The sequence below is a fragment of the Nocardiopsis sp. NPDC007018 genome, assembly GCF_040635075.1.
Classification (GTDB): domain Bacteria; phylum Actinomycetota; class Actinomycetes; order Streptosporangiales; family Streptosporangiaceae; genus Nocardiopsis.
Genome location: NZ_JBEYHA010000006.1, coordinates 1 through 18,386 on the forward strand (window position 1 = coordinate 1; position 18,386 = coordinate 18,386).

An 18,386-nucleotide genomic window follows, 5' to 3' on the forward strand; every position below is an offset into this window, starting at 1 on the left:
CTGCGCCCGGCTTGGACCAAGTCCAAGACCTTGCGCCGGAACTCGGTCGGGTATCCACGACGTCCCACGATGCCTCCTTGAGGTCACGTGGTCCCCGAATCCAGAAATCCGACTCCGAAGAACGCAGGACACACCAGAGCCTCTAAAGAACCCGGCACGAAACAGTAGGAGGCCTTGGGATCGGGGAGGCCGGTGCGTAGAGCGCGGACGTCCTTGGGTTTGAGCTGGGTGACGTCCCGCAGGTTCACCTGCCCGAAGTGCGGGATCAGATGGACTTCGAGTTCGCGGTGGTAGTCGGCGCGGGTGCGTTCCTCGATGCCGGTCATGGAGTCGATGAGCTCGCGGGCGAAGTCGGCGAAGATGACGGGTTCGGCCTCGGGCTCGTCGTCTTGCGAGGTGTTGATCCAGCCGTGGCCGGGGACCCAGCCTTCGGCCCAGCTCTGGCGGGGGATCCAGTTCTCGGGCCAGTGGTGTCCGGCGGCTTCGACGTGGAGTTTGAAGGTGTGGGCGTCGGCGCGGGTGTCGAAGGGCTCGGACTGGGGCGCTCCGCCACGGGTTCCGCCGAGCCGCCATTTGACCCAGTAGCGGGAGCGTCCGTCGGCCAGGGTGCACTGGTTGATGGTTGCCATGGGTGGAGCATCGCTTGGGTGCGGGCCAAAGCGAAGGGAATCCGCGAAGGTCCTCGAAGATCTTTGCGCAGGCCAGGACGGGTGCCCGACGGATGTACCGATGCCCGTATGTGGCGGGTCTGTGCGATTTCGGGGCGGGTCCGGTTCGGGGGTGCACGGGCGTGCACCCCCGCCACATCGGTGAGTGACGGGATGGGCGGTGCGCACTCACCGGTCTAGGTCGCGGGTCCCGTGCACCCTCCGGTGCACCCCCGACAACGCAAAAGCCCCTGACCTTGCGATGTTCTCGCTGGTCAGGGGCTTGAGCCTCTGGGGTGAGTGACGGGACTTGAACCCGCGACTTCTTGGACCACAACCAAGTGCTCTACCGGCTGAGCTACACCCACCACGTCCGCCTGGCCTCGCGGCCCTGCGTACGTATGAAATCTTAGCGGACTCCGGGGAGTGCTTCGATCAGTTTTGCGGGGACGGGTCGTGGAGAGCCGCGTCACGTGCGACCAGACCGGTGCCGTCCGCCCCGACCTCCGCCGCGATGGCGCGGGCGGTGGCCGAGCTCGGTCCGGGTTCGGGCACGAAGGCCGCGGCGCGGAAGTACCGCAGCTCACGGATGCTCTCGGTGATGTCGGCGAGGGCGCGGTGGCCGCCGTTCTTCTCCGGGCTCGCGTAGTAGACGCGCGGGTACCAGCGGCGCAGGAGCTCCTTGATGGAGGAGACGTCCACCATCCGGTAGTGCAGGAAGTCGTCGATGCGGCGCATGTCCCGGGCGAGGAAGGTCCGGTCGGTGGCGATCGAGTTGCCGCACAGGGGGGCCTTGCGGGGCTCGGTCACGTACTGGCGGATGTGCTCCAGGACGCGGTCCTCGGCCTCCTGGAGCGTCACGCCCTTGTCGAGTTCGTCGAGGAGCCCCGACGTGGTGTGCATGTTCCGGACGAAGTCGCCCATCCGGTCCAGAGCCTCCTGCGGGGGCTTGATCACGACGTCCACACCCTCGTCGAGGATGTTCAGCTCGCCGTCGGTGATCAGACAGGCCACCTCGATCAGGGCGTCGTTCTCGAAGTCGAGGCCGGTCATCTCGCAGTCGATCCACACCAAACTGTCATTCATACCGGTCAGCTTAGGGCTTGTGGACGCCGACGGGGGCGGTGGGTCGTCGACCCGCCGCCCCCGGTCGCGGTGCGCTAGTCCCAGACGAACGGGTCGGACCCGCCCTGGGGCATGCCCACGCCGAAGATGTCGTACATCCAGTCCCACACGTCCCAGAACTGGAGGTAGGCCATGAACAGGACGACGAGGAAGAGCAGCACGAAGAAGAAGCAGCCGCAACCGCAGCCGCCCTTCTTCTTGGGCGGCTTGGGCGGGGCGGGCGGTGGGCCGTACGGGTTGTTGGGCGGGCCGCCGTAGGGGGCGCCGCCCCTGGGGCCGCCGGGGGGCGGACCCCACTGGCCGCCGGTCGGGGGCCCGGGCGGGCCCCCCATGGGGCCGTGCGGGCCGTGGCCCGCGGTGGGCGGACCGAACCGCTGCGGCGGCGGGCCCTGCGGAGGCAGGCCGTGGGGCGGCATCGGGGGCCGGTTCACGCCCGGCGGCGGATAGCCCCCGGGGGCGTACTGCTGGTGCGGCGGGAAGCCGGGCTGGGGGCCGGAGGACGGCTGGTTCGGCGCGTACTGCTGCGGGCGCTGCGGTCCGGTCGGTGGACGCTGACCGGGGAAGGCGCCCGGCTGCGGGCCGGACGGGGGTTGGGCGGGGCCGCCGAACCCGGGCTGGGGACCGGAAGGCGGCTGGGGCTGTCCCGGGGCCTGGTGGGGTCCGGAAGGCGGCTGGGGCTGTCCCGGGGCCGGGGACTGACCGGCGCCCTGCGGCTGCCCCGGGTTCTGCGGGGTCCAGCCCACCGGCGGGACACCAGCGGACTGGGGTCCCTCGGCCGGAGGGACCGCGCCCGGAGGTACCGCGCCGGGGGGAGTGACGGGAGCGTTGCGGGCGGCCTCCTCGGCGCGCCTGCGCTCCTCCTCCGCCCGCTGCTGGGCCTCCTCGGCCTGCTTCTTGGCCTCGGCCTCGCGGAGGACCCGCTCCTCCTCGCGTTTCTTGGCGGCCTCCTCCTCGGCGTGGCGGCGCTGTTCCTTGCGCTCCTCGGAGAGGTCGGCCCAGCCCTCCTTCAGGTTGCCGAGGAAGCCCTTGAACTTGCCGCCCTTGCGGTCGTCCTCGTCGCCGCCCCCGCCCGAGAACATCGGGTCGTTGGGGTCGAAGACGGCGGTTCCGCCGGGGGCCGGACCGCCCGGGGCCGCCCCGCCGGGGGTGAACACGGCCGTGCTCGGGGTGTCCCCGACGGTGTGGGGGTCGAACACCGCCGTGCTCGGGGTGTCCCCGATCGTGTTGGGGTCGAAGACGGCGGTGCGGGGGGTCTCGCTGACGGACGTGGGGTCGAAGACCGCGGTGCGGGGGGTGTCACCGATGTCGTCGCCGGTCAGGTTGGCGGTGGGCACCTCGTCGTCGGTGAGGTCCACCGTGGGCGGTTCGTCCTGGGCGCCGGGCAGGTCGGAGGGGCTGACACGCATCGTGGCGCCGACGTCGCCCATGTCGGCGGTCGGCTCGTCGTCGGCGGTGTGCGCGGCGGGGGCCCGCTGGGCCCAGGAGGGGTCGATGCGCATGGTGCTGGGCTCGTCGCCGACCGGGGTGGGGGAGGGGTGCGACGGCGACTGCCGGGGTGAGGCGTCCTGGCCCCATGCGGGGTTGATCCGGACGGTGCTGGGCTCTTCGTCAGAGGGGGTGGTCGGGGTCTGGGGGGCGGGGTCGGGGGTGCGCCGGGCCCAGGAGGGGTCGATGCGCATGGTGCTCGGATCGTCGTTGATCGGAGCCGGAGTCGTCGTCCCCAGCCGGACCGTTCCCTCCTCGTCGTCGGGGGAGGGGTCCCCGTCCTGGCCCAGGTAGGTGGTGGCTTCCTCGTCGGCGCTGTCGGCGCCGCCCTGGAGCTCGCTCAGCGAACGGGTATGCCTCGTCCACTCGTCACCGTTCCACCATCTGAGCGTCTGCGCGTCGCCCTGCGGGTCGGCGTACCAACCCGGCTCGATAGATCCACCCATGGGCGACAGACTAAGGGGTTTTGGAGCTGTACTTAACCAGTGGTATCCGATTCTCCACAGTGGTGGGCCTTTGCTCCGTTTGGTGTTGCGTGTGCGTGCCCGAGCGGTTACCGAAGGTGTCCGCAGGGGCGTGGGGCGTGGGTGGACGCTCCTCGCCGGGAGCCCAGCAGGTGTTCGGGGTCCACCCGTCCCGGTGCGGTCGAGGTGGAGCCCGGCACCTGGTCGTGGCCGAAGTGGCCTCCCCTGGACCACGCGCGGGCACGCTCCGCCGTGCCGGGCCGGTGCGCGCGCTCCCGCCCGGGAGGGCCGGCGGGCCATGTACGGGGGACGCCCCACGATCCCAGCCAGTCCAGGATCGGCTCCAGCCCGGCCAGCGGGCCGTCGGTGAACGGCTCGTGCTCCGGGGACACCACCGCGACCACGAGGCAGACGCGACCCTCGTCGCCGTGGTCCAGTTCCCGGCCGGACCAGGGGGTGCTACCCAAGGGGAGGCCGCTCCGGCGGGTCGCGGCCAGGGCCTGGGCGACCGCACCGGTCCGCGGGTTCCACACCAGGTGCGCGGCCCCGCCCTCACGGACCAGTCGGAGCGCCTCCTCGCGCGCCGACCACGTCTCCGGGTCGGTTCCGGTCACCGTCCAGACGGCGCGTGGAGCGCCTACTCCCGGCGCGGTCCGCACGGTCGCCCCGGCGATCCTCTCGGCTCCGGCCATCCACGCTCTCGCCATGGAACCCCCTCCGGCCCTGCGGCCCTGCGGCCCGTCGGTCCGGGCGGGGCGCCGGGGCCCGTGTCCGGACCCTTCCCGTGGTACGCGACCGGGGTGGAGAAGTCCAGGGTCGGGAGCCGGGGGACAGGGTCATGTCACCTCCTGTTCCGGAACCGCGGCCCCGCTACCCCTCGTCCGCGTCCTCCGCGTCCTCCGCGCCGTCGGCACCCTCGGCGCCCTCCTCGTCTCCGACGATCCTCAGGGAGAAGGCCTGGAGGAAGATGTCGCCGATCTCGGTCGGGTCCTCGGTCATGTACGCCGCGCCGCCGGTCGCGGCGGCGATCCGCTGGAGCGGCTCCAGGTTCTGGACGTCCGGCCCGAAGGCGATGGTGATGATCGGGATGGGCCGTGAGGGGCTGGCCATGGATTCGAGCTGGGACATCAGCTCGTCGAGTTCCATGCCGCCGGGGTTGTCGTTGTCGCCGTCCGTGAGCATGAGGATCACGTTGGTGCGGTCGGGGCGGTAGGTGCGTGACATCTCTTGGTAGGCGGCCAGGTAGGTCTCGTACAGCGCGGTGTCGCCCTCGGGGAGCGGCTGCATGCTCTGGAGGGCGGCGCCGAGCACGTCCCGGTGTTCCTCCCCGGTGTCGCCGGTGGCCTGGAGCTCGCGGATCGGGGCGACCTCCTGGTAGTGGAGGGCGTTGTTGACGTTGGTGGAGAACTTCCACAGGCCCAGTTCGGAGCTGTCGGAGAACATCTGTAGGCCCTCGGCGGAGGCCGCGCCCGCCACCTGCATGCGGGTCAGCCCGGTGCCGGGCACCTCGGCCAGCATGGACCCCGAAACGTCGACGATGGTCAGCACCCGGGAGTCCATCTTCAGCTGGTTCCAGAACCGGGTGAGCTCTCTGACGGAGCCGTCGGAGGGGGCGGGCAGCTCGGTGGGGACGTCCGCGCCGAAGCCGGCGTCCGCGGTCAGCACGCCGTCGTCGAGTTCGCCCTCGGGGCCCCGGAACCCCTCGCCGAGGAACAGGTCCACGGCCGCGTCGGAGCGCACCGCCGCCCGGAACTCCTCGGCGGCGCGGGTGATCTCGCTGTCATCGCTGCGCACGATGTACGGGTAGTCGAGGAAGTAGGTGCCGTCGTCGAGGTAGTTGGGCTGGGCCACGGCGTCGGCGTGGCCGGTGTTGTAGCGCCACACCGCCTGTTCGGACATGACCATGACGGGCGGGGCCTCGGAGCTGCCGCCGCTCAGGGCCAGGAAGGCCGAGCCCTCGTCGGCGGAGGCGCCCCGGTGCAGGGCCTGGAGCGCGGCGGTCATGTGCGCGTTGAAGGTGTCGGCGTCGGGGCTGGCCTCCTCCAGGGCGCCGTTGAGCAGATAGAGGGTGGCCAGGCCGCTGGAACTGCGGGTCGGGTCGACCACGCGGACGACCCGTTCGGCCTCGTCGCCGGGTGCGGTGGTGGGGACCACGTCCGCCCAGGTGGTGCCGTCCTGGTCGTCGGCGAACTCGGACAGCTCGGCCACGACCAGGGGGGTGCGGGTCACGGAGGTGCCGGTCTCGGTGATCACGGCGTCTCCGGCCTGCCCCTGGACCAGGCGGGGCCACAGGGAGGAGTCCGGAATCCACACGTGGGAGTCGGTGTCGCCGGTGGTGGCGCCGGCGCCGGTGATCTGGAAGGCGACGTTGGCCGAGTCGGCCTCGCGTACGTCGGCGCGCACACACCGCTGGTCGACGGTGTGCTCCTCGGCGTTGAAGTCGTCGGCGAGCTCGCTCAGGGCGGGGGCCAGCTCCGGGCTGACAGCGACGACCAGGTCGATGTCGGAGCCACCGCACCCGTCACCCCGCCCGAACGCGTACACGCCCGCCACGGCGAGGCCGACCACGATGACCATCGCGGCGGCGAGGGCGGCGACGGCGCCGCCGCGCCCCTTGCGGCGCCTGCTCCGGTCCGAGGGTCCTTCTGCGTACTTTCCGCGGTGACGTCCCACAGCTTTCCTCACGAGGTGGTGTACGGACGGGTGTCGTACAGGGGGATGGGGTCGTTCGGGGGTGACGGGCACCCGTTGACGGGGTCACGGGTGGTCCGTGCGCGGCGACCGGCGTCCTGCCGCCTGGCCTAGCGTGTGTTGCCTGGGGGAACGTTACTGAACGTCCGTGTTCGGGTGAAGGGGCAGGTCCGGGGCTTTCGTCCTGTTTGGTGGCCCGAGCCGGGATCGGGCGGCTGCATCAGTTGTCGCAGTCGGGGACGCACAGCCGCCGGGAGATCGAGCTCAGGAAGATGTCGCCGATCTCGTCCGGGTCCTCGGTCACGAACGACGATCCGCTGGTCGCACGCGCGATCTGCGCCAGCTCCGGGCCGTCCGCCTGTTGCCCGAAGGCGATGACGAACATCGTGACCGGGCGCTGGGGGTCGAACCGGTCCTGCAACGCCGCGACCAGCTCCTGGTGGGTGAGGTCGCTGGACCCCTCGTCCTGTCCGGCGGTCAACAGGATGACGCTGTTGATCTTGTCCTCGTGGTAGTTGGCCTGGACCTCGTCGTAGGCGGCCAGGATGTTGTCGTACAGCCGGGAGCCGCCGCCCTCGACCTCCAGCTCCTGGGCCACCCGCACCATCTCCTGGCGCCGGGTCACGTCGCCGTCGTCGGCGGCGCCCAGGGGGTGCAGGTCCGCCGACTCCTCGCGCCCGTCGTCGCCGAAGCCCTCCGACATCAGCCACAGGCCCATGTCGGTCTCGTCGGGGAACAGGCCGAGCCCCATCAGAGCCGCCTGCTTGGCGACCTCGATGCGCCGGGGGCCGCCGTTCAGGTCGTCGTCCATGTTCTGTGACGCGTCGGCCAGCACCAGGGTCCGGGACGGCATGGAGAGCCGGTTCCAGTCGGTGACCGAGGCCAGCAGGGCGTCGCCGGTCAGGGGGGCCCCGGCGGGCGGCGGCTCGGCGATGACGCCGGACCGGTCGGCCAGGGGCGGGGCGGCCTCGCCGTTGGGGTCGCGAAAGCCCAGTTCGCGCAGGCGCTCCCGGTACTCGGTGCCGCGTACGACCTCGTAGAGGTCGGTGGCGGCCGACCGCAGCGCGGTGTCCTCGGCCACGGTGACGTAGGGGTAGTCCAGGTTGACCGTCCCGTCGGCGACGTAGTGCGCGCGCAGGGCCGGAGCCGAGTCCGCGCGGCGGTCGTTGTAGGCCACCACGGCCTGCTCGGGCACGGCGATCACCGGGTCCACGCGGTCGTTCGAGGCCGCGGAGCCGGTGAAGACGTTGGTCAGGTCGATCTCGCCGAACGCGCTGTCCAGTTGGACGTCGCGCACGAAGTCGGTCATGGCGGTGTCTGCGTCGTCCCCGGAGCCCAGGTGCTCGCGGATCGCGCGCATGACCGTCATACCGTCGGCGCCCCGGTTGGGGTCGACCATCACCACGGGCCGGTCCGGGTCGCGCGCGTCGGGCAGCAGCATGGTCCAGCTGGCGTCGTCCTGGTCCGGCATGCCCTCGGTGCCGGGGGGAGCGGCGAGCACGACCGGTGAACTGGCCAGGGAGGGCGGATCGGTCTCGATGCCGCGCGCCCCGCCGTCGGAGACGCGGGCCAGTTCGACCCAGGCGGAGGACTCGGGGACCCACACGTGCGGGGCGATGGTGGAGTCCGCTGGCTGTCCGCCGGTCAGCGCGGCCATGATCCGGTGCGGCGCGATCTCGTCGACCTGCGCGAACACGCACTGTCCGCCGTAGTTCGGCCGGTCCGCGTTGAACTCCGTCGCCGCGGCGCGCATCACCGGGGCGACGCTCTGGGTGGTCGAGACGCGGAGGTAGCGGGTCTCGCCGCAGCCCAGGGCGTTGAGGGTGACCGGTACGGCGATCGCCGCGACGGCGATGAGCGCGACGACGATCGCGGTCACTCCCAGCGGTGACGTCACCGCCCGGCGGGTGCGGGCGGCGGTCTGTGAGGGGTGGCGGTGGCGTCCACTGGACACGGGAACTCCGGGGGTGTGGGCTCCGGTCCCGGGCCGGGGAGCGGCCGGGAACCGGTCTTCGGGGGCGGTCGCGGGGGTCGGCGCCCGGCGCGCGGCGGATCGGTGAGAACCATCGTGGGGCGGAGGGCGTCACACCCCGTGGATGTGATCAACCGACCGGTCGGACACGAACGATTCCTCACCAGGACCTTACTCGTTGGTAACGCGAGAGCGGAAGGGGAGGGGTGGTCTGGCTCACAGGGCCCGCACGCGGGGTGGTCCGGTGCGGTCGGTGATCGCTTTGTTACGGCGCCCGACGGGTGCCGGTGTTCACTCCGGGCTACCATTGCCCCGGTATTCGCTTGACCGATACTTGGCGTCCGCTTGCCCGGACGCCCCGAGAACGGGGCGTCGCGCGTGGCGTTCGCCCCCCGTGACCAATCGACCCCCGAGGGTTATGGCATGTCCCATTCGCACAGTGACCGTCGAAGCCGAGGCAGTGTCGGTACCGTGCTGCTCGCCGGAGCCTGCTGTGCCGGCGCGGTGGCCTACGCCGTGTTGGTGGCACCCTCGATGCTGCCGCCGCAGGACGTCGAGACGACGAACGTCAGCACCCCCGAGGTGCTCGGAAGCGTCATCGAACCCGAGGAGGAGTCGACCGACCTCGACGGCCCGGTCGGGCACCTGCGCATCAACGTCAGCGACCGGGGCCTGGCCTGGGTGCAGACGCTGAACTGCACCGGGAACCTGGCCGAGGACCCCGAGCCCTGCGCCGTCATGGCCGAGGCCGCGGCCGAGCTCGCCGGAGACCCCACCGCCACCGAGCCCGCCGGCGCCGACGACGAGGGCGCCCCCACGGCCTCCGGGGACCAGCTGTTCACCGAGGTCCGCGAGGGCACCGTCTGCACCGACAAGGTGTACGGCCCCCAGGAGGCGGCGATCGAGGGCACCTGGGACGGCGAGGAGATCGACACCACACTCTCCCGTAAGGGCTCGTGTGAGGAGGCCCGCTGGCAGCGCCTGCGCGCCGTCACGGAACAGATCGGCTGAGCCACCCCGCGCCGCACGGGATAATCGCTGACCATGGATGCCATCAGGGTCAGTGACCCCGCCGACCCGCGTCTGGCCGACTACACCCGGTTGCGCGACGTCAACCTGCGCCGCCACCTGGAGACCGAGCACGGCCTGTTCATGGCCGAGGGCGACAAGGTGATCCGGCGCGCCGCCGACGCCGGGTTCGTTCCCCGCAGCTTCCTGCTCACCGAACGGCGGGCCCGCGCACTGGACGACGTGGTCGCCTCCTCCGAGGCTCCGCTGTACGTCGTGAGCGAGGAGACCGCCGAACGCCTGGTCGGCTTCGACCTGCACCGGGGCGCGCTCGCCGCGTTCCACCGCAAACCGCTGCCCTCGCTCGACGACGTCCTCACCGGGGCGCGCGCCATCGTGGTGCTGGAGGACCTGGTGGACCACACCAACGTCGGCGCGATCTTCCGCAGCGCCGCCGGTCTGGGAGTGGACGCCGTGGTGCTGGCGCCGCGCTGCGCCGACCCCCTGTACCGCAGGTCCGTGAAGGTGTCGATGGGCGCCGTCTTCACCCTCCCCTACACCCGGCTCGACGACTGGTACGGCGGCCTGGACACCCTGCGCGGGGCCGGGTTCGACCTGATGGCGCTCACCCCCGGCGAGGGGTCGCTGCCGTTGCGGGAGGCCATGGACGCCCTGGCGCCCGACGCCCGCGTGGGGCTGCTGCTGGGCACCGAGGGCGACGGCCTGTCCGCACGGTGGCTGGAGCGGGCCACCTCCCGTGTGCACATCCCCATGGCCGACCGCGACGTCGACTCCCTCAACGTCACCGCGGCCGCCGCCGTCGCCTGTTACGAGCTGTCGCGCATCGGTGTCGTGCCCGCCCGCGACCACCGGGTCTGAGGAGGGCGGACCGGTCCGTGTCACCCGACCACCGAGCCCCTAGGGTGTCGGGTGACACGGACCGAGCCGAAGGAGGGCGCGCGACATGGGCGGCCGAGTACTGGTGCAGTGGGAGCAGAACAGGGACAACGCGCCCCGATCTCTCCACGTCGACCTCTACACCGGGGGACCGGCCCCCGACAGGGGGCTGGAGGACGTCACGTTCTACCAGGTGCCCTACGCGCCCTCCACGCAGGGTGTGGACGAGCGGCTGGACGTCATCGCGAGGATGCCCGAGCTCCGGGTGGTGCAGCTGGTCTCCGCCGGGTACGAGCAGGTCCTCGACCTGCTGCCCGACCACGTGACCCTGTGCAACGGGCGCGGGCTGCACGACGCCAGCACCGCCGAGCACACGCTCGCGCTCATCCTCGCCTCGCAGCGCGACCTGCCCCGGTGGGCCGTCGACCAGCGCGAACACCGCTGGGGATCGGTCCCGCAGCGCTCCCTGGCCGACTCGCGCGTGGTGATCGTCGGCTACGGCAGCATCGGGCGGGCCGTCGAGCGCCGTCTGCTGCCCTTCGAGACCGAGGTCGTGCGGGTGGCCAGCCGGGCCCGCCCGGAGGAGGACGTCCACGGGGTGGACGAACTGCCCGCCCTGCTGCCGGAGGCCGATGTGGTGGTGCTGGTCACCCCGCTCACGGAACGGACGCGCGGCCTGTTCGGCGCGGACGAGTTCGCGCTGCTCCGTGACGACGCCCTGGTGGTGAACGTCGGCCGGGGCGCGGTGATGGACACCGCCGCACTGATCGCCCAGAACGGTCGGGTGCGCGCGGCCCTGGACGTCACCGACCCCGAGCCGCTGCCGGTGGACCACCCGCTGTGGGACGCGCCCGGCGTGTACCTGACCCCCCACGTGGCCGGGGGCTCGGCGGCGTTCTACCCGCGTGCCCGCGCCTTTGTGGACGCCCAGCTGGAACGCTGGGCCGCGGGTGAACCCCTGGCCAACGTGGTGCGCCCCGGGAGCTGAGACACCGGCGTCGGCGCCCGTGCGCCGGATGCCGATTGTCGGTGTCCGGGAGGACACTGGGGTCATGCGGATCGCGGTGGTCGCCGACGGCGACGGCGGGGGATGGCTGCGGGAGCTCGGTGAGGGCGCCGGGCCGGTTCGGCCGCGCCGGGTGGACGACCTCGCCGCCGCCGTGCGCGAGATCGAGCGGGCCGGGCCCGTCACGGCCGTGTCGGACCCGGCCCCGGACCAGCGGGAGAGCTCCTCCGCGCCCGTCCGCTGGGTCTGGGCCGACACCTGCGACGTCTACCCCGACCTGGTCCGGGCCGGGGTGCGGGTGGCTCGGTGCCACGACGTCGCCCTGACCGAGGCCCTGCTGCTCGGGTACGCGGCCCGACACTCCGAACCCCGCTCCCTGGGCGCGGCCTGGGCCCGCCTGCGCGACCTGCCGGTTCCCGACGACCCGGTGCGGCCGCTGGGCGAGGGCACGGCCGCCCAGCCCGCGCTGTTCGAGGCCGACCGTTCCACCCTGCCTCCCGGGACCGACCGGTTCGCCGCCCTGGTGGAGGTCCACGACGACCAGCGGCGGCGGGTCGCCGCGCTTCCCGAGCCCGGGCGCATGGCGCTGCTCGCGGCGGTGGAGTCGGCGGGCGCCCTGGCCGCGGTCGAGATGGGTCACGACGGCCTGCCCTGGCGACCGGACGTCCACGACCGCGTCCTCACCGAGATCCTCGGTCCCCGCCCCCGACCCGGAGAGCGGCCGACGGTCCTGGCCGACCTGGTCACCCGGATCGGCGAGGTGGTCGGGCACGACGTCAACCCGGACTCACCGGCCCAGGTGCTGCGGGCGATGGCGTGGGTGGGCCACCCGGTCGCCTCCACCCGCTCCTGGGTCCTGGAGGGGGTGGACCACCCCCTCGTACCGCTGCTGCTGCGGTACAAGGAGCTGGCCCGCCTGTACTCCGCCAACGGATGGTCGTGGTTGGAGACGTGGGTGCGCGAGCTGCCCGGTGCGGACCCCGGCGGCCCGCGCCTGGGCCGTTTCCACCCGGACTACGTGGTGGGAGGGGTGGTGTCGGGGCGGTGGGCCACACGGGGCGGCGGCGCCCTCCAGATCCCCAGGTCGGTGCGCCGGGCCGTGCGGGCCGACCCGGGATGGGTTCTGGTGCGCGCCGACGCCGGTCAGCTCGAACCCCGTGTGCTCGCCGCCGTCTCGGGGGACAACGCCCTGGCGTCCGCGGCGGCCGAGGAGGACCTGTACGCCCGGCTGGCCGTGCACGTGGGCGACGACCGCGAACGCGCGAAGATCGGCCTGCTCGCCGCCATGTACGGACAGACCTCCGGAGACGCCGCGCCGCTGCTGGCCACCCTGCGCCGCCTCTACCCCCGAGCCCTGGAGTACGTGGACGCGGCCGCTCGCACCGGTGAGGGCGGCGGCATCGTCCGTTCGTGGCTGGGCCGTACCTCGCCAGCACCGCACGACTGGTCGGCCACCGTCGCGGCCGCGGACGGCGACCGAAGACGTCGCGCTCACGGACGGTTCACCCGCAACTTCGCGGTGCAGGCCACCGCCGCCGAGTGGGCGCTGGTCCTGCTGGCCGCGCTTCGCCAGGAACTCCCGCCGCTCCCCGAGGGCGGAGGTATCGTCTTCTTCGTCCACGACGAGGTGGTGGCGCACGTCCCGCGGGAGCTGGCCGAGGAGACGGTCCGCGCGATCGACCGCGCCGAGGTCCGGACCCGGGAGACCCTCTTCGGGGACACCCCGGTCCGCTTCCCCCTGTCCGTGTCGGTTACGGACTGTTATGCCGATAGGTGAGACGCGGCCGAAAGACGCGATTCCCTCAGTGAACGGACAAGCGGCTGATAGGTGGACGTCCGGTATCGGACGGCGTGGGCGTCTTGCCAACACGCTCGGGTACGCCCATTCTTGGACGCGGACCCTGTCTTCGAGGCCGTGCGCCGCAGCGACTCCCCCGCCTGCCGCGGCCTCAGAAAGGATGATGGAACCCCGTGCGGAACCGTCTCAGAACATGTGCGGGAACCACGGCCGCCTTCGCGGTCGCCTTCACGGCCTTCGGGGCCAACCCCGCGATGGCCGAACCCGTCGCCGAGGACCGGCCGCCCCTCGCCGAGCAGGTCTCGCCCGAGACCGCGCCCCCCAGCGGCACCGTTCCCCGAGCACCCTCCCCTCCGACCGAAACCCCCGTCAGCCCCGACGTCGCCGACGTCGGTGAGCTCCAACGGGACACCTACGTCGCCCCCTTCCTCGAAGCGCGCTCCGTCGAGTACTTCGCCGTGGCCCCGGAACGGCTGCCCCGCGAGGTCGTCGACGCGGTCCGCGACATCGACGGTGTGGAGCACGTGCTCACCGTCGACGCGGCGCGCGTGGAGGTCGAGGGGCAGCCCACGGCCGTGCTCGGCGTCAACCCCTCCAGCTTCCGCAACCACGCCCCCCGGCCCTCCGCCGAGTCCGACGACGTCTGGCAGGGGGTGGCGGAAGGGCACGTGGCGCTCTCCAAGGACGCGGGCACCGAACGCGAACTGGAGGTGGGTGGCCGCATCACCCTCGCGGGTGGCAACGGCGAGATCCCCCGGGAGGTGTGGACCCACGCCACCTCGGGCATCGCCGGGATCGACGCGCTCGTCTCCCGCGAGGTCGCCCGGGACCTGGGCATGCCCGAGGGCAACGCCCTGGTCGTCTCCGCTCCCGACGCCGACCTGTGGGAGCTTCACGGGGAGCTGGAGGAGGCCCTCGGCGAGGACGCCTCCCTCCAGCTGGTCGCCGACGCGCCCGAACCCCGGGTCGACGGCGACGCGGTGCCCTCCTCGGTGATCGAACAGGTCATCGCCAACGCCGAGACGCAGTTGGGCGTGCCCTATGTCTGGGGCGGTACCACCCCCGACGTCGGCTTCGACTGCTCCGGCCTGCTCCAGTGGGCGTTCCGTGAGGCGGGGGTGTCCATCCCTCGCGTCACCCACGACCAGTGGAACGCGGGCGAACGCGTGGAGTGGGACGACCTCCAACGCGGCGACCTGCTGTTCTGGCGTTCGGACCCGACCGCGCCCGACTACATCTCGCACGTGGCGATGTACCTCGGCGACGGCACGATGCTGGAGGCCCCGCGCAGCGGACTCGACGTGCGGGTCACCCCCGTGCGGACCGCCAACTACGCGGGCGCGGTGCGCGTGAGCACCTGAGTCGCCCGGGACCGGAACCGGAAACGGGGAAGGGCCGTGGCGCCACCGGGGCGGTGGCACCACGGCCCTTCCTTCTCCATGTCCGAAAAACCGCCGGGAGGGGAAGGCAGGCCTCGGTCAGGAGGGGGGACAGGGCCGCCGCTGAGGGAGGGGGAGACAGCGGTGGTCGGCCCTTGGGGTGGTATGGAGTTGTGGCGGAGGCTCGCGGGCCAGCGGCCCGGCGCCCCGCCGCACAGGACTACATAAGCAGTGACCGACCGATTTGGCAAGAGGTCCGGTCAAGCCATGCAAGTACCCCCACCCCGCGACAAAGCCCCTCCTGTCCAGCGGAAGGGGGCTTCCGTGCGCTTTCGTCTGCCACCGGTCAGCGGCCTGCGGCGTACCCCTGGGCCCCCCGGGGGTCGGCGGCCGCGCGCAGCTCACCGCTCTCGGGGTCGCGGGCGACCGCAGCCAGCCGACCCAGGGACCACTCCGGGGCCACCTTCACCCGGTGCCCCCGCCCCCGCAGCTCCTCGACGACCTCCGCGCCCACGCCCGGCTCCACGACCAGGTCGCCGGGGACGGTCTCCCGGGGGTGGAAGGAGCTGGGGAAGGCGTTGGTGTGGAACATCGGGGTGTCCAGGGCCCTCTGGAGGTCGTCCACCCCGTTGAGGACCCGCACCAGAGCCGTGGTGGTCCACTGGTCCTGCTGGTCGCCGCCGGGGGTGCCGATGGCCAGGACCGCCTCGCCGTCCTCGCGGGTGACCAGGGTGGGGGAGAGGGTGGTGCGGGGGCGGCGACCCGGGGAGAGCGCGTTGGGCGAGGCGGGGTCGAGCCAGAACATCTGCGCCCGGGTGCCCAGGGGGAACCCGAGCTCCGGGATGAGCGGCGAACTACTGAACCAGCCCCCGCTGGGGGTCGCGGAGACCATGTTGCCGCGTGCGTCCACCACATCCACGTGGCAGGTGTCACCGCGCAGGTCGGCGGGGGTCCGGCCGGAGGCGTCGCGGACGGTGGGCTCACCGGTGGTGCGGTCGCCCGGGGTCGCTCCGGGCAGGTACACGGGCGCCTCGAAGGGGACGCGGCCGCCCGGGGCGCCCGGGAAGGGCTCCAGGCAGGCCCGACCGCCGTCGATCCCCCGCACCCGCTCGGCCGCGTAGTCGGCGGACAGCAGCTCCTTGAGGGGGACCTCGGTGAAGTCCGGGTCGCCGTACCAGCCCTCGCGGTCGGCGAAGGCGAGCTTGGCGATCTCGGTGCTCCAGTGCACGAAGTCCGCGCTCACGCCCGCGCGCGCGTCGGCGCCGACCCCGACCGCCTCCGCCATCCGCAGTTGCTGGAGCATCACCGGCCCCTGGCCCCAGGGGCCGGTCTTGTGCACGGTGTGCGACCCGTAGGAGACACTGACGGTGTCCTCGTAGGAGGCGCTCCAGTCGGCCATGTCCTGCGCGGTCAGCAGGGCCTGTTCGGGTTCGCCGCGACCGTTGGCGACCGGACCGGCGAGGAAGGCGCCGACCGCCTCGGCGACGAAACCCTGGGACCAGCTGCGGCGGGCCGCCTCGATCTGGGCCTCCCGGTCGACGCCCGCGGCCTCGGCCTCGGCGACCACACGCCGGTAGGTGGCGGCCAGCGCCGGGTTGCGCAGACGGGTCCCGGCGGCGGGAGCGGAGCCGTGCGGCAGGTAGACCCGCGCCGAGCCCGCCCAGTGTCGGGAGAACACCGGGGTGAGGGTCTCCAGGGCGGCGGAGATCCGCTCCAGCACCGGGTAGCCGCGTTCGGCCAGGCCGATGGCGTGGTCGAGGACCTCCCGGACCGACATCGTGCCGTGGTCGAGCAGGAGCCGCATCCACGCGTCGAAGGCGCCGGGGACGGTGGCGGCCAGGACACCGCTGCCGGGGACGCGGTCCAGCCCCCGCTCCTCGAAGGCCCCGACGGTGGCGGCGGCCGGGGACACTCCCTGCCCGCACAGCACGCGCGGTGAGCCGCCCGCGGCCTGGAACACGACCGGCACCTCACCGCCGGGTCCGTTCAGGTGCGGTTCGACGACCTGGAGGGTGAAGCCCGCCGCGACGGCCGCGTCGAAGGCGTTGCCCCCGCGTTCGAGGACCGACATGCCGGTGGCGCTGGCCAGCCAGTGGGTGGAGGCGACCATGCCGAAGTCGCCTCGGAGCTGGGGTCGGGTGGTGAATCCGGACATGGGCTGTCCTCCTGCGGACGGGGGAGGGCGGGGTCGCCGCCGGTCTGGGGGCGTCGACCGGTGCTCGGTGGGAACCGGCCGGACGAGGGCGACGGTATCGCATGGGGTGGCCCGGATGTCGGGTGATCGGGTGGTTCGGGACCTTGGTCGCCGTTCGCGGCGGCGCCGGTGTGGCGTACCCCGGGCCGGGCATGACCGAAGCCCGGCCGCGGCTCCCTGGGAGTCACGACCGGGCTTCGGTCAACGCGGTTCGACGGGTGTGGTTCAGGGGTTCTCCACCGGGATGGACCACGGCAGGGAGTCCCACAGATCGGCCCATTCGTCCGCGCCCACCGGCTCCGTCACCGAACCGGCCCCGGCGGCCCCGCCGCTCGCCTTGCTGACCTCGTCCATCGAGTTGGCCATGCTCTCGTTGGCCTCCTGGACGAGCTCGCCGATGATGCCGGAGACCTCGGCCAGGGCGTCCTCCACCTCGGCGCGCTCCAGGCCGAGCTGACGCGCGCAGTCGTTGGTGGCGTTCACCTTGGCGCTCTCGTCACCGTAGTACCAGACCGTGGCCAGCAGGCGGTCGCGCTCGGCGTCGCCGAGGTCGGTCGTGGCCAGGGCGCGCTCCACGAAGGCGCCGCTGGTGCTGGTCATCTGCGTGGTGTCGAGCTCGGACGAGCCGGACCCGAAGTCCACGAAGTGCTCGGTGAGGCAGGTCTTGACCTCACGGGAGGAGACGTTCGCGGCGGGTTCGGTCTGCTCGGCCGCCTCTTCCTCGACGACCTCCTCGACGGGGGTGATCTCGCCGACCTCGGCCCCGTCGACCACCTCCTCGTCGACCGGGGCCTCCTCGACCGGTGCCTCCTCGGCGGGAGCCTCGGCGTCCGGGGCCTCCTCGGCGGGAGCTTCCTCGACCGGTGCCTCCTCGACCGGTGCCTCCTCGGCGGGAGTTTCCTCGGCGGGAGCCTCCTCCACCGGAGCCTCTTCCACCGGCGCTTCTTCCACCGGAGCCTCTGTGTCCGGGGCCTCCTCGGCGGGGGCTTCCTCGGTCGGCGCTTCCTCGACCGGGGCCTCTGCGTCCGGGGCCTCCTCGGCGGGAGCCTCCTCCACGGGGGCTTCCTCGACCGGGGCCGCTGCCTCCTCGGAGGTGATCGCGCTGGCGTCCTCGGTCACCGGCTCCCCGTCCTCCGCCGAGGCGTCCTCCTCGGTGACGGACTCGGCCAGCTTCACGAGGTCGGCGCCGTCCCAGCGGTCCGGCTGGAGGTGGGTCGCGATCGCCACGCCCGGACGCTCCACCCAGAACAGGTCCCCCGTCTCCTCGGAGAGGTAGGCGCCGTGCTCGAAGGCCTCGTTGGGCTCCACCTCCTCCAGGGAGCTCTCCGAGAGGTGGCTGTAACGGCTCTCACGCACGTCGTCCAGGTCCTGGAGACGCTCCGAACGCAGTACGGCGACCCGGCCGTACAGCTGGTCGGGGCCCTGCACCCACGACAGCTGGGACTGGCTGTTACCCCTGCGGTCGGTCGTGGAGGTGGCGTTGATGCCGTACCGCTCCAGACCGGCGGGCAGGTAGGTGATCTCGAACCCGTCGACGCTGTAGGTGGACACCCCCTGCCGTACCACGGGCCAGCTGAGCGCCTTCGTGTCCCGGTCGTCCGCCGTGGCCGGTCCCGCGAGGCAGACGAGCCCCGTCGTGGAGATCGCGGCGGCGCCGAAGAGCGCGACCCACCTCGTGTGGTGCTTGCGCATGAGAGTTCCTTCCCATCGACTACTAGTC

13 protein-coding genes and 1 tRNA gene are annotated in these 18,386 nt (G+C 72.5%); 5 read left to right on the forward strand and 9 right to left on the reverse strand.

Going from position 1 to position 18,386, the window contains the following annotated elements; all coding sequences use genetic code 11:
• Positions 1 to 83: 83 nt before the first annotated feature.
• From ABZ635_RS04435 to ABZ635_RS04465, 7 genes are all read right to left on the reverse strand, one after another.
• Entirely contained in the window at positions 84 to 629 is a 546-nt protein-coding gene (locus tag ABZ635_RS04435; RefSeq protein ID WP_357758775.1) for a hypothetical protein, read from the reverse strand.
• Positions 630 to 939: 310 nt separating this feature from the next.
• Positions 940 to 1,015 (reverse strand) — tRNA-His (locus ABZ635_RS04440).
• A 67-nt stretch (positions 1,016 to 1,082) separates the two neighbouring features.
• Complete coding sequence (orn, locus tag ABZ635_RS04445; protein ID WP_357758778.1) at positions 1,083 to 1,733, reverse strand: oligoribonuclease; 651 nt, start codon at positions 1,731 to 1,733, stop codon at positions 1,083 to 1,085.
• A gap of 74 nt (positions 1,734 to 1,807) precedes the next feature.
• Entirely contained in the window at positions 1,808 to 3,703 is a 1,896-nt protein-coding gene (locus ABZ635_RS04450) for a DUF2510 domain-containing protein (RefSeq protein WP_357758781.1), read from the reverse strand.
• A gap of 107 nt (positions 3,704 to 3,810) precedes the next feature.
• A complete protein-coding gene (locus tag ABZ635_RS04455; protein ID WP_357758783.1) occupies positions 3,811 to 4,428 on the reverse strand; it encodes a hypothetical protein in 618 nt (205 codons plus the stop codon).
• Between the two features lie 163 nt (positions 4,429 to 4,591).
• On the reverse strand, positions 4,592 to 6,394 hold the full coding sequence (locus tag ABZ635_RS04460) for a substrate-binding and VWA domain-containing protein (protein ID WP_357758786.1): 1,803 nt from the start codon (positions 6,392 to 6,394) through the stop codon (positions 4,592 to 4,594).
• Positions 6,395 to 6,632: 238 nt separating this feature from the next.
• A complete protein-coding gene (locus tag ABZ635_RS04465) occupies positions 6,633 to 8,366 on the reverse strand; it encodes a substrate-binding domain-containing protein (protein WP_357758789.1) in 1,734 nt (577 codons plus the stop codon).
• A gap of 441 nt (positions 8,367 to 8,807) precedes the next feature.
• Between ABZ635_RS04465 and ABZ635_RS04470 the strand changes: the two genes are divergently transcribed.
• From ABZ635_RS04470 to ABZ635_RS04490, 5 genes are all read left to right on the forward strand, one after another.
• Positions 8,808 to 9,395, forward strand: a complete 588-nt coding sequence (locus tag ABZ635_RS04470) for a hypothetical protein (RefSeq protein WP_357758792.1) — start codon at positions 8,808 to 8,810, stop codon at positions 9,393 to 9,395.
• Positions 9,396 to 9,428: 33 nt separating this feature from the next.
• The gene (locus ABZ635_RS04475; RefSeq protein WP_357758795.1) at positions 9,429 to 10,271 is read left to right on the forward strand and encodes an RNA methyltransferase; all 843 of its coding nucleotides are present in this window, start codon (positions 9,429 to 9,431) and stop codon (positions 10,269 to 10,271) included.
• Positions 10,272 to 10,356: 85 nt separating this feature from the next.
• Complete coding sequence (locus tag ABZ635_RS04480; protein ID WP_357758798.1) at positions 10,357 to 11,277, forward strand: 2-hydroxyacid dehydrogenase; 921 nt, start codon at positions 10,357 to 10,359, stop codon at positions 11,275 to 11,277.
• 64 nt (positions 11,278 to 11,341) lie between these two features.
• A complete protein-coding gene (locus ABZ635_RS04485; RefSeq protein ID WP_357758801.1) occupies positions 11,342 to 13,072 on the forward strand; it encodes a bifunctional 3'-5' exonuclease/DNA polymerase in 1,731 nt (576 codons plus the stop codon).
• Positions 13,073 to 13,266: 194 nt separating this feature from the next.
• Positions 13,267 to 14,454 (forward strand): C40 family peptidase, encoded by a 1,188-nt coding sequence (locus ABZ635_RS04490; RefSeq protein ID WP_357758804.1) that lies wholly within the window; start codon positions 13,267 to 13,269, stop codon positions 14,452 to 14,454.
• Positions 14,455 to 14,818: 364 nt separating this feature from the next.
• Here the strand turns inward: ABZ635_RS04490 and ABZ635_RS04495 are convergent, their stop codons facing one another.
• On the reverse strand, positions 14,819 to 16,627 hold the full coding sequence (locus tag ABZ635_RS04495; protein ID WP_357758807.1) for a gamma-glutamyltransferase family protein: 1,809 nt from the start codon (positions 16,625 to 16,627) through the stop codon (positions 14,819 to 14,821).
• A 264-nt stretch (positions 16,628 to 16,891) separates the two neighbouring features.
• Entirely contained in the window at positions 16,892 to 18,358 is a 1,467-nt protein-coding gene (locus ABZ635_RS04500; protein ID WP_357758810.1) for a hypothetical protein, read from the reverse strand.
• Between the last annotated feature and the right edge of the window lie 28 nt (positions 18,359 to 18,386).

Coding starts and splice junctions, on each gene's coding strand:
- ABZ635_RS04435 (WP_357758775.1), bottom strand. CDS start 629: ATGGCAACCATCAACCAGTGCACCCTGGCCGACGGACGCTCCCGCTAC.
- orn (WP_357758778.1), bottom strand. CDS start 1,733: ATGAATGACAGTTTGGTGTGGATCGACTGCGAGATGACCGGCCTCGAC.
- ABZ635_RS04450 (WP_357758781.1), bottom strand. CDS start 3,703: ATGGGTGGATCTATCGAGCCGGGTTGGTACGCCGACCCGCAGGGCGAC.
- ABZ635_RS04455 (WP_357758783.1), bottom strand. CDS start 4,428: ATGGCGAGAGCGTGGATGGCCGGAGCCGAGAGGATCGCCGGGGCGACC.
- ABZ635_RS04470 (WP_357758792.1), top strand. CDS start 8,808: ATGTCCCATTCGCACAGTGACCGTCGAAGCCGAGGCAGTGTCGGTACC.
- ABZ635_RS04475 (WP_357758795.1), top strand. CDS start 9,429: ATGGATGCCATCAGGGTCAGTGACCCCGCCGACCCGCGTCTGGCCGAC.
- ABZ635_RS04480 (WP_357758798.1), top strand. CDS start 10,357: ATGGGCGGCCGAGTACTGGTGCAGTGGGAGCAGAACAGGGACAACGCG.
- ABZ635_RS04485 (WP_357758801.1), top strand. CDS start 11,342: ATGCGGATCGCGGTGGTCGCCGACGGCGACGGCGGGGGATGGCTGCGG.
- ABZ635_RS04495 (WP_357758807.1), bottom strand. CDS start 16,627: ATGTCCGGATTCACCACCCGACCCCAGCTCCGAGGCGACTTCGGCATG.
- ABZ635_RS04500 (WP_357758810.1), bottom strand. CDS start 18,358: ATGCGCAAGCACCACACGAGGTGGGTCGCGCTCTTCGGCGCCGCCGCG.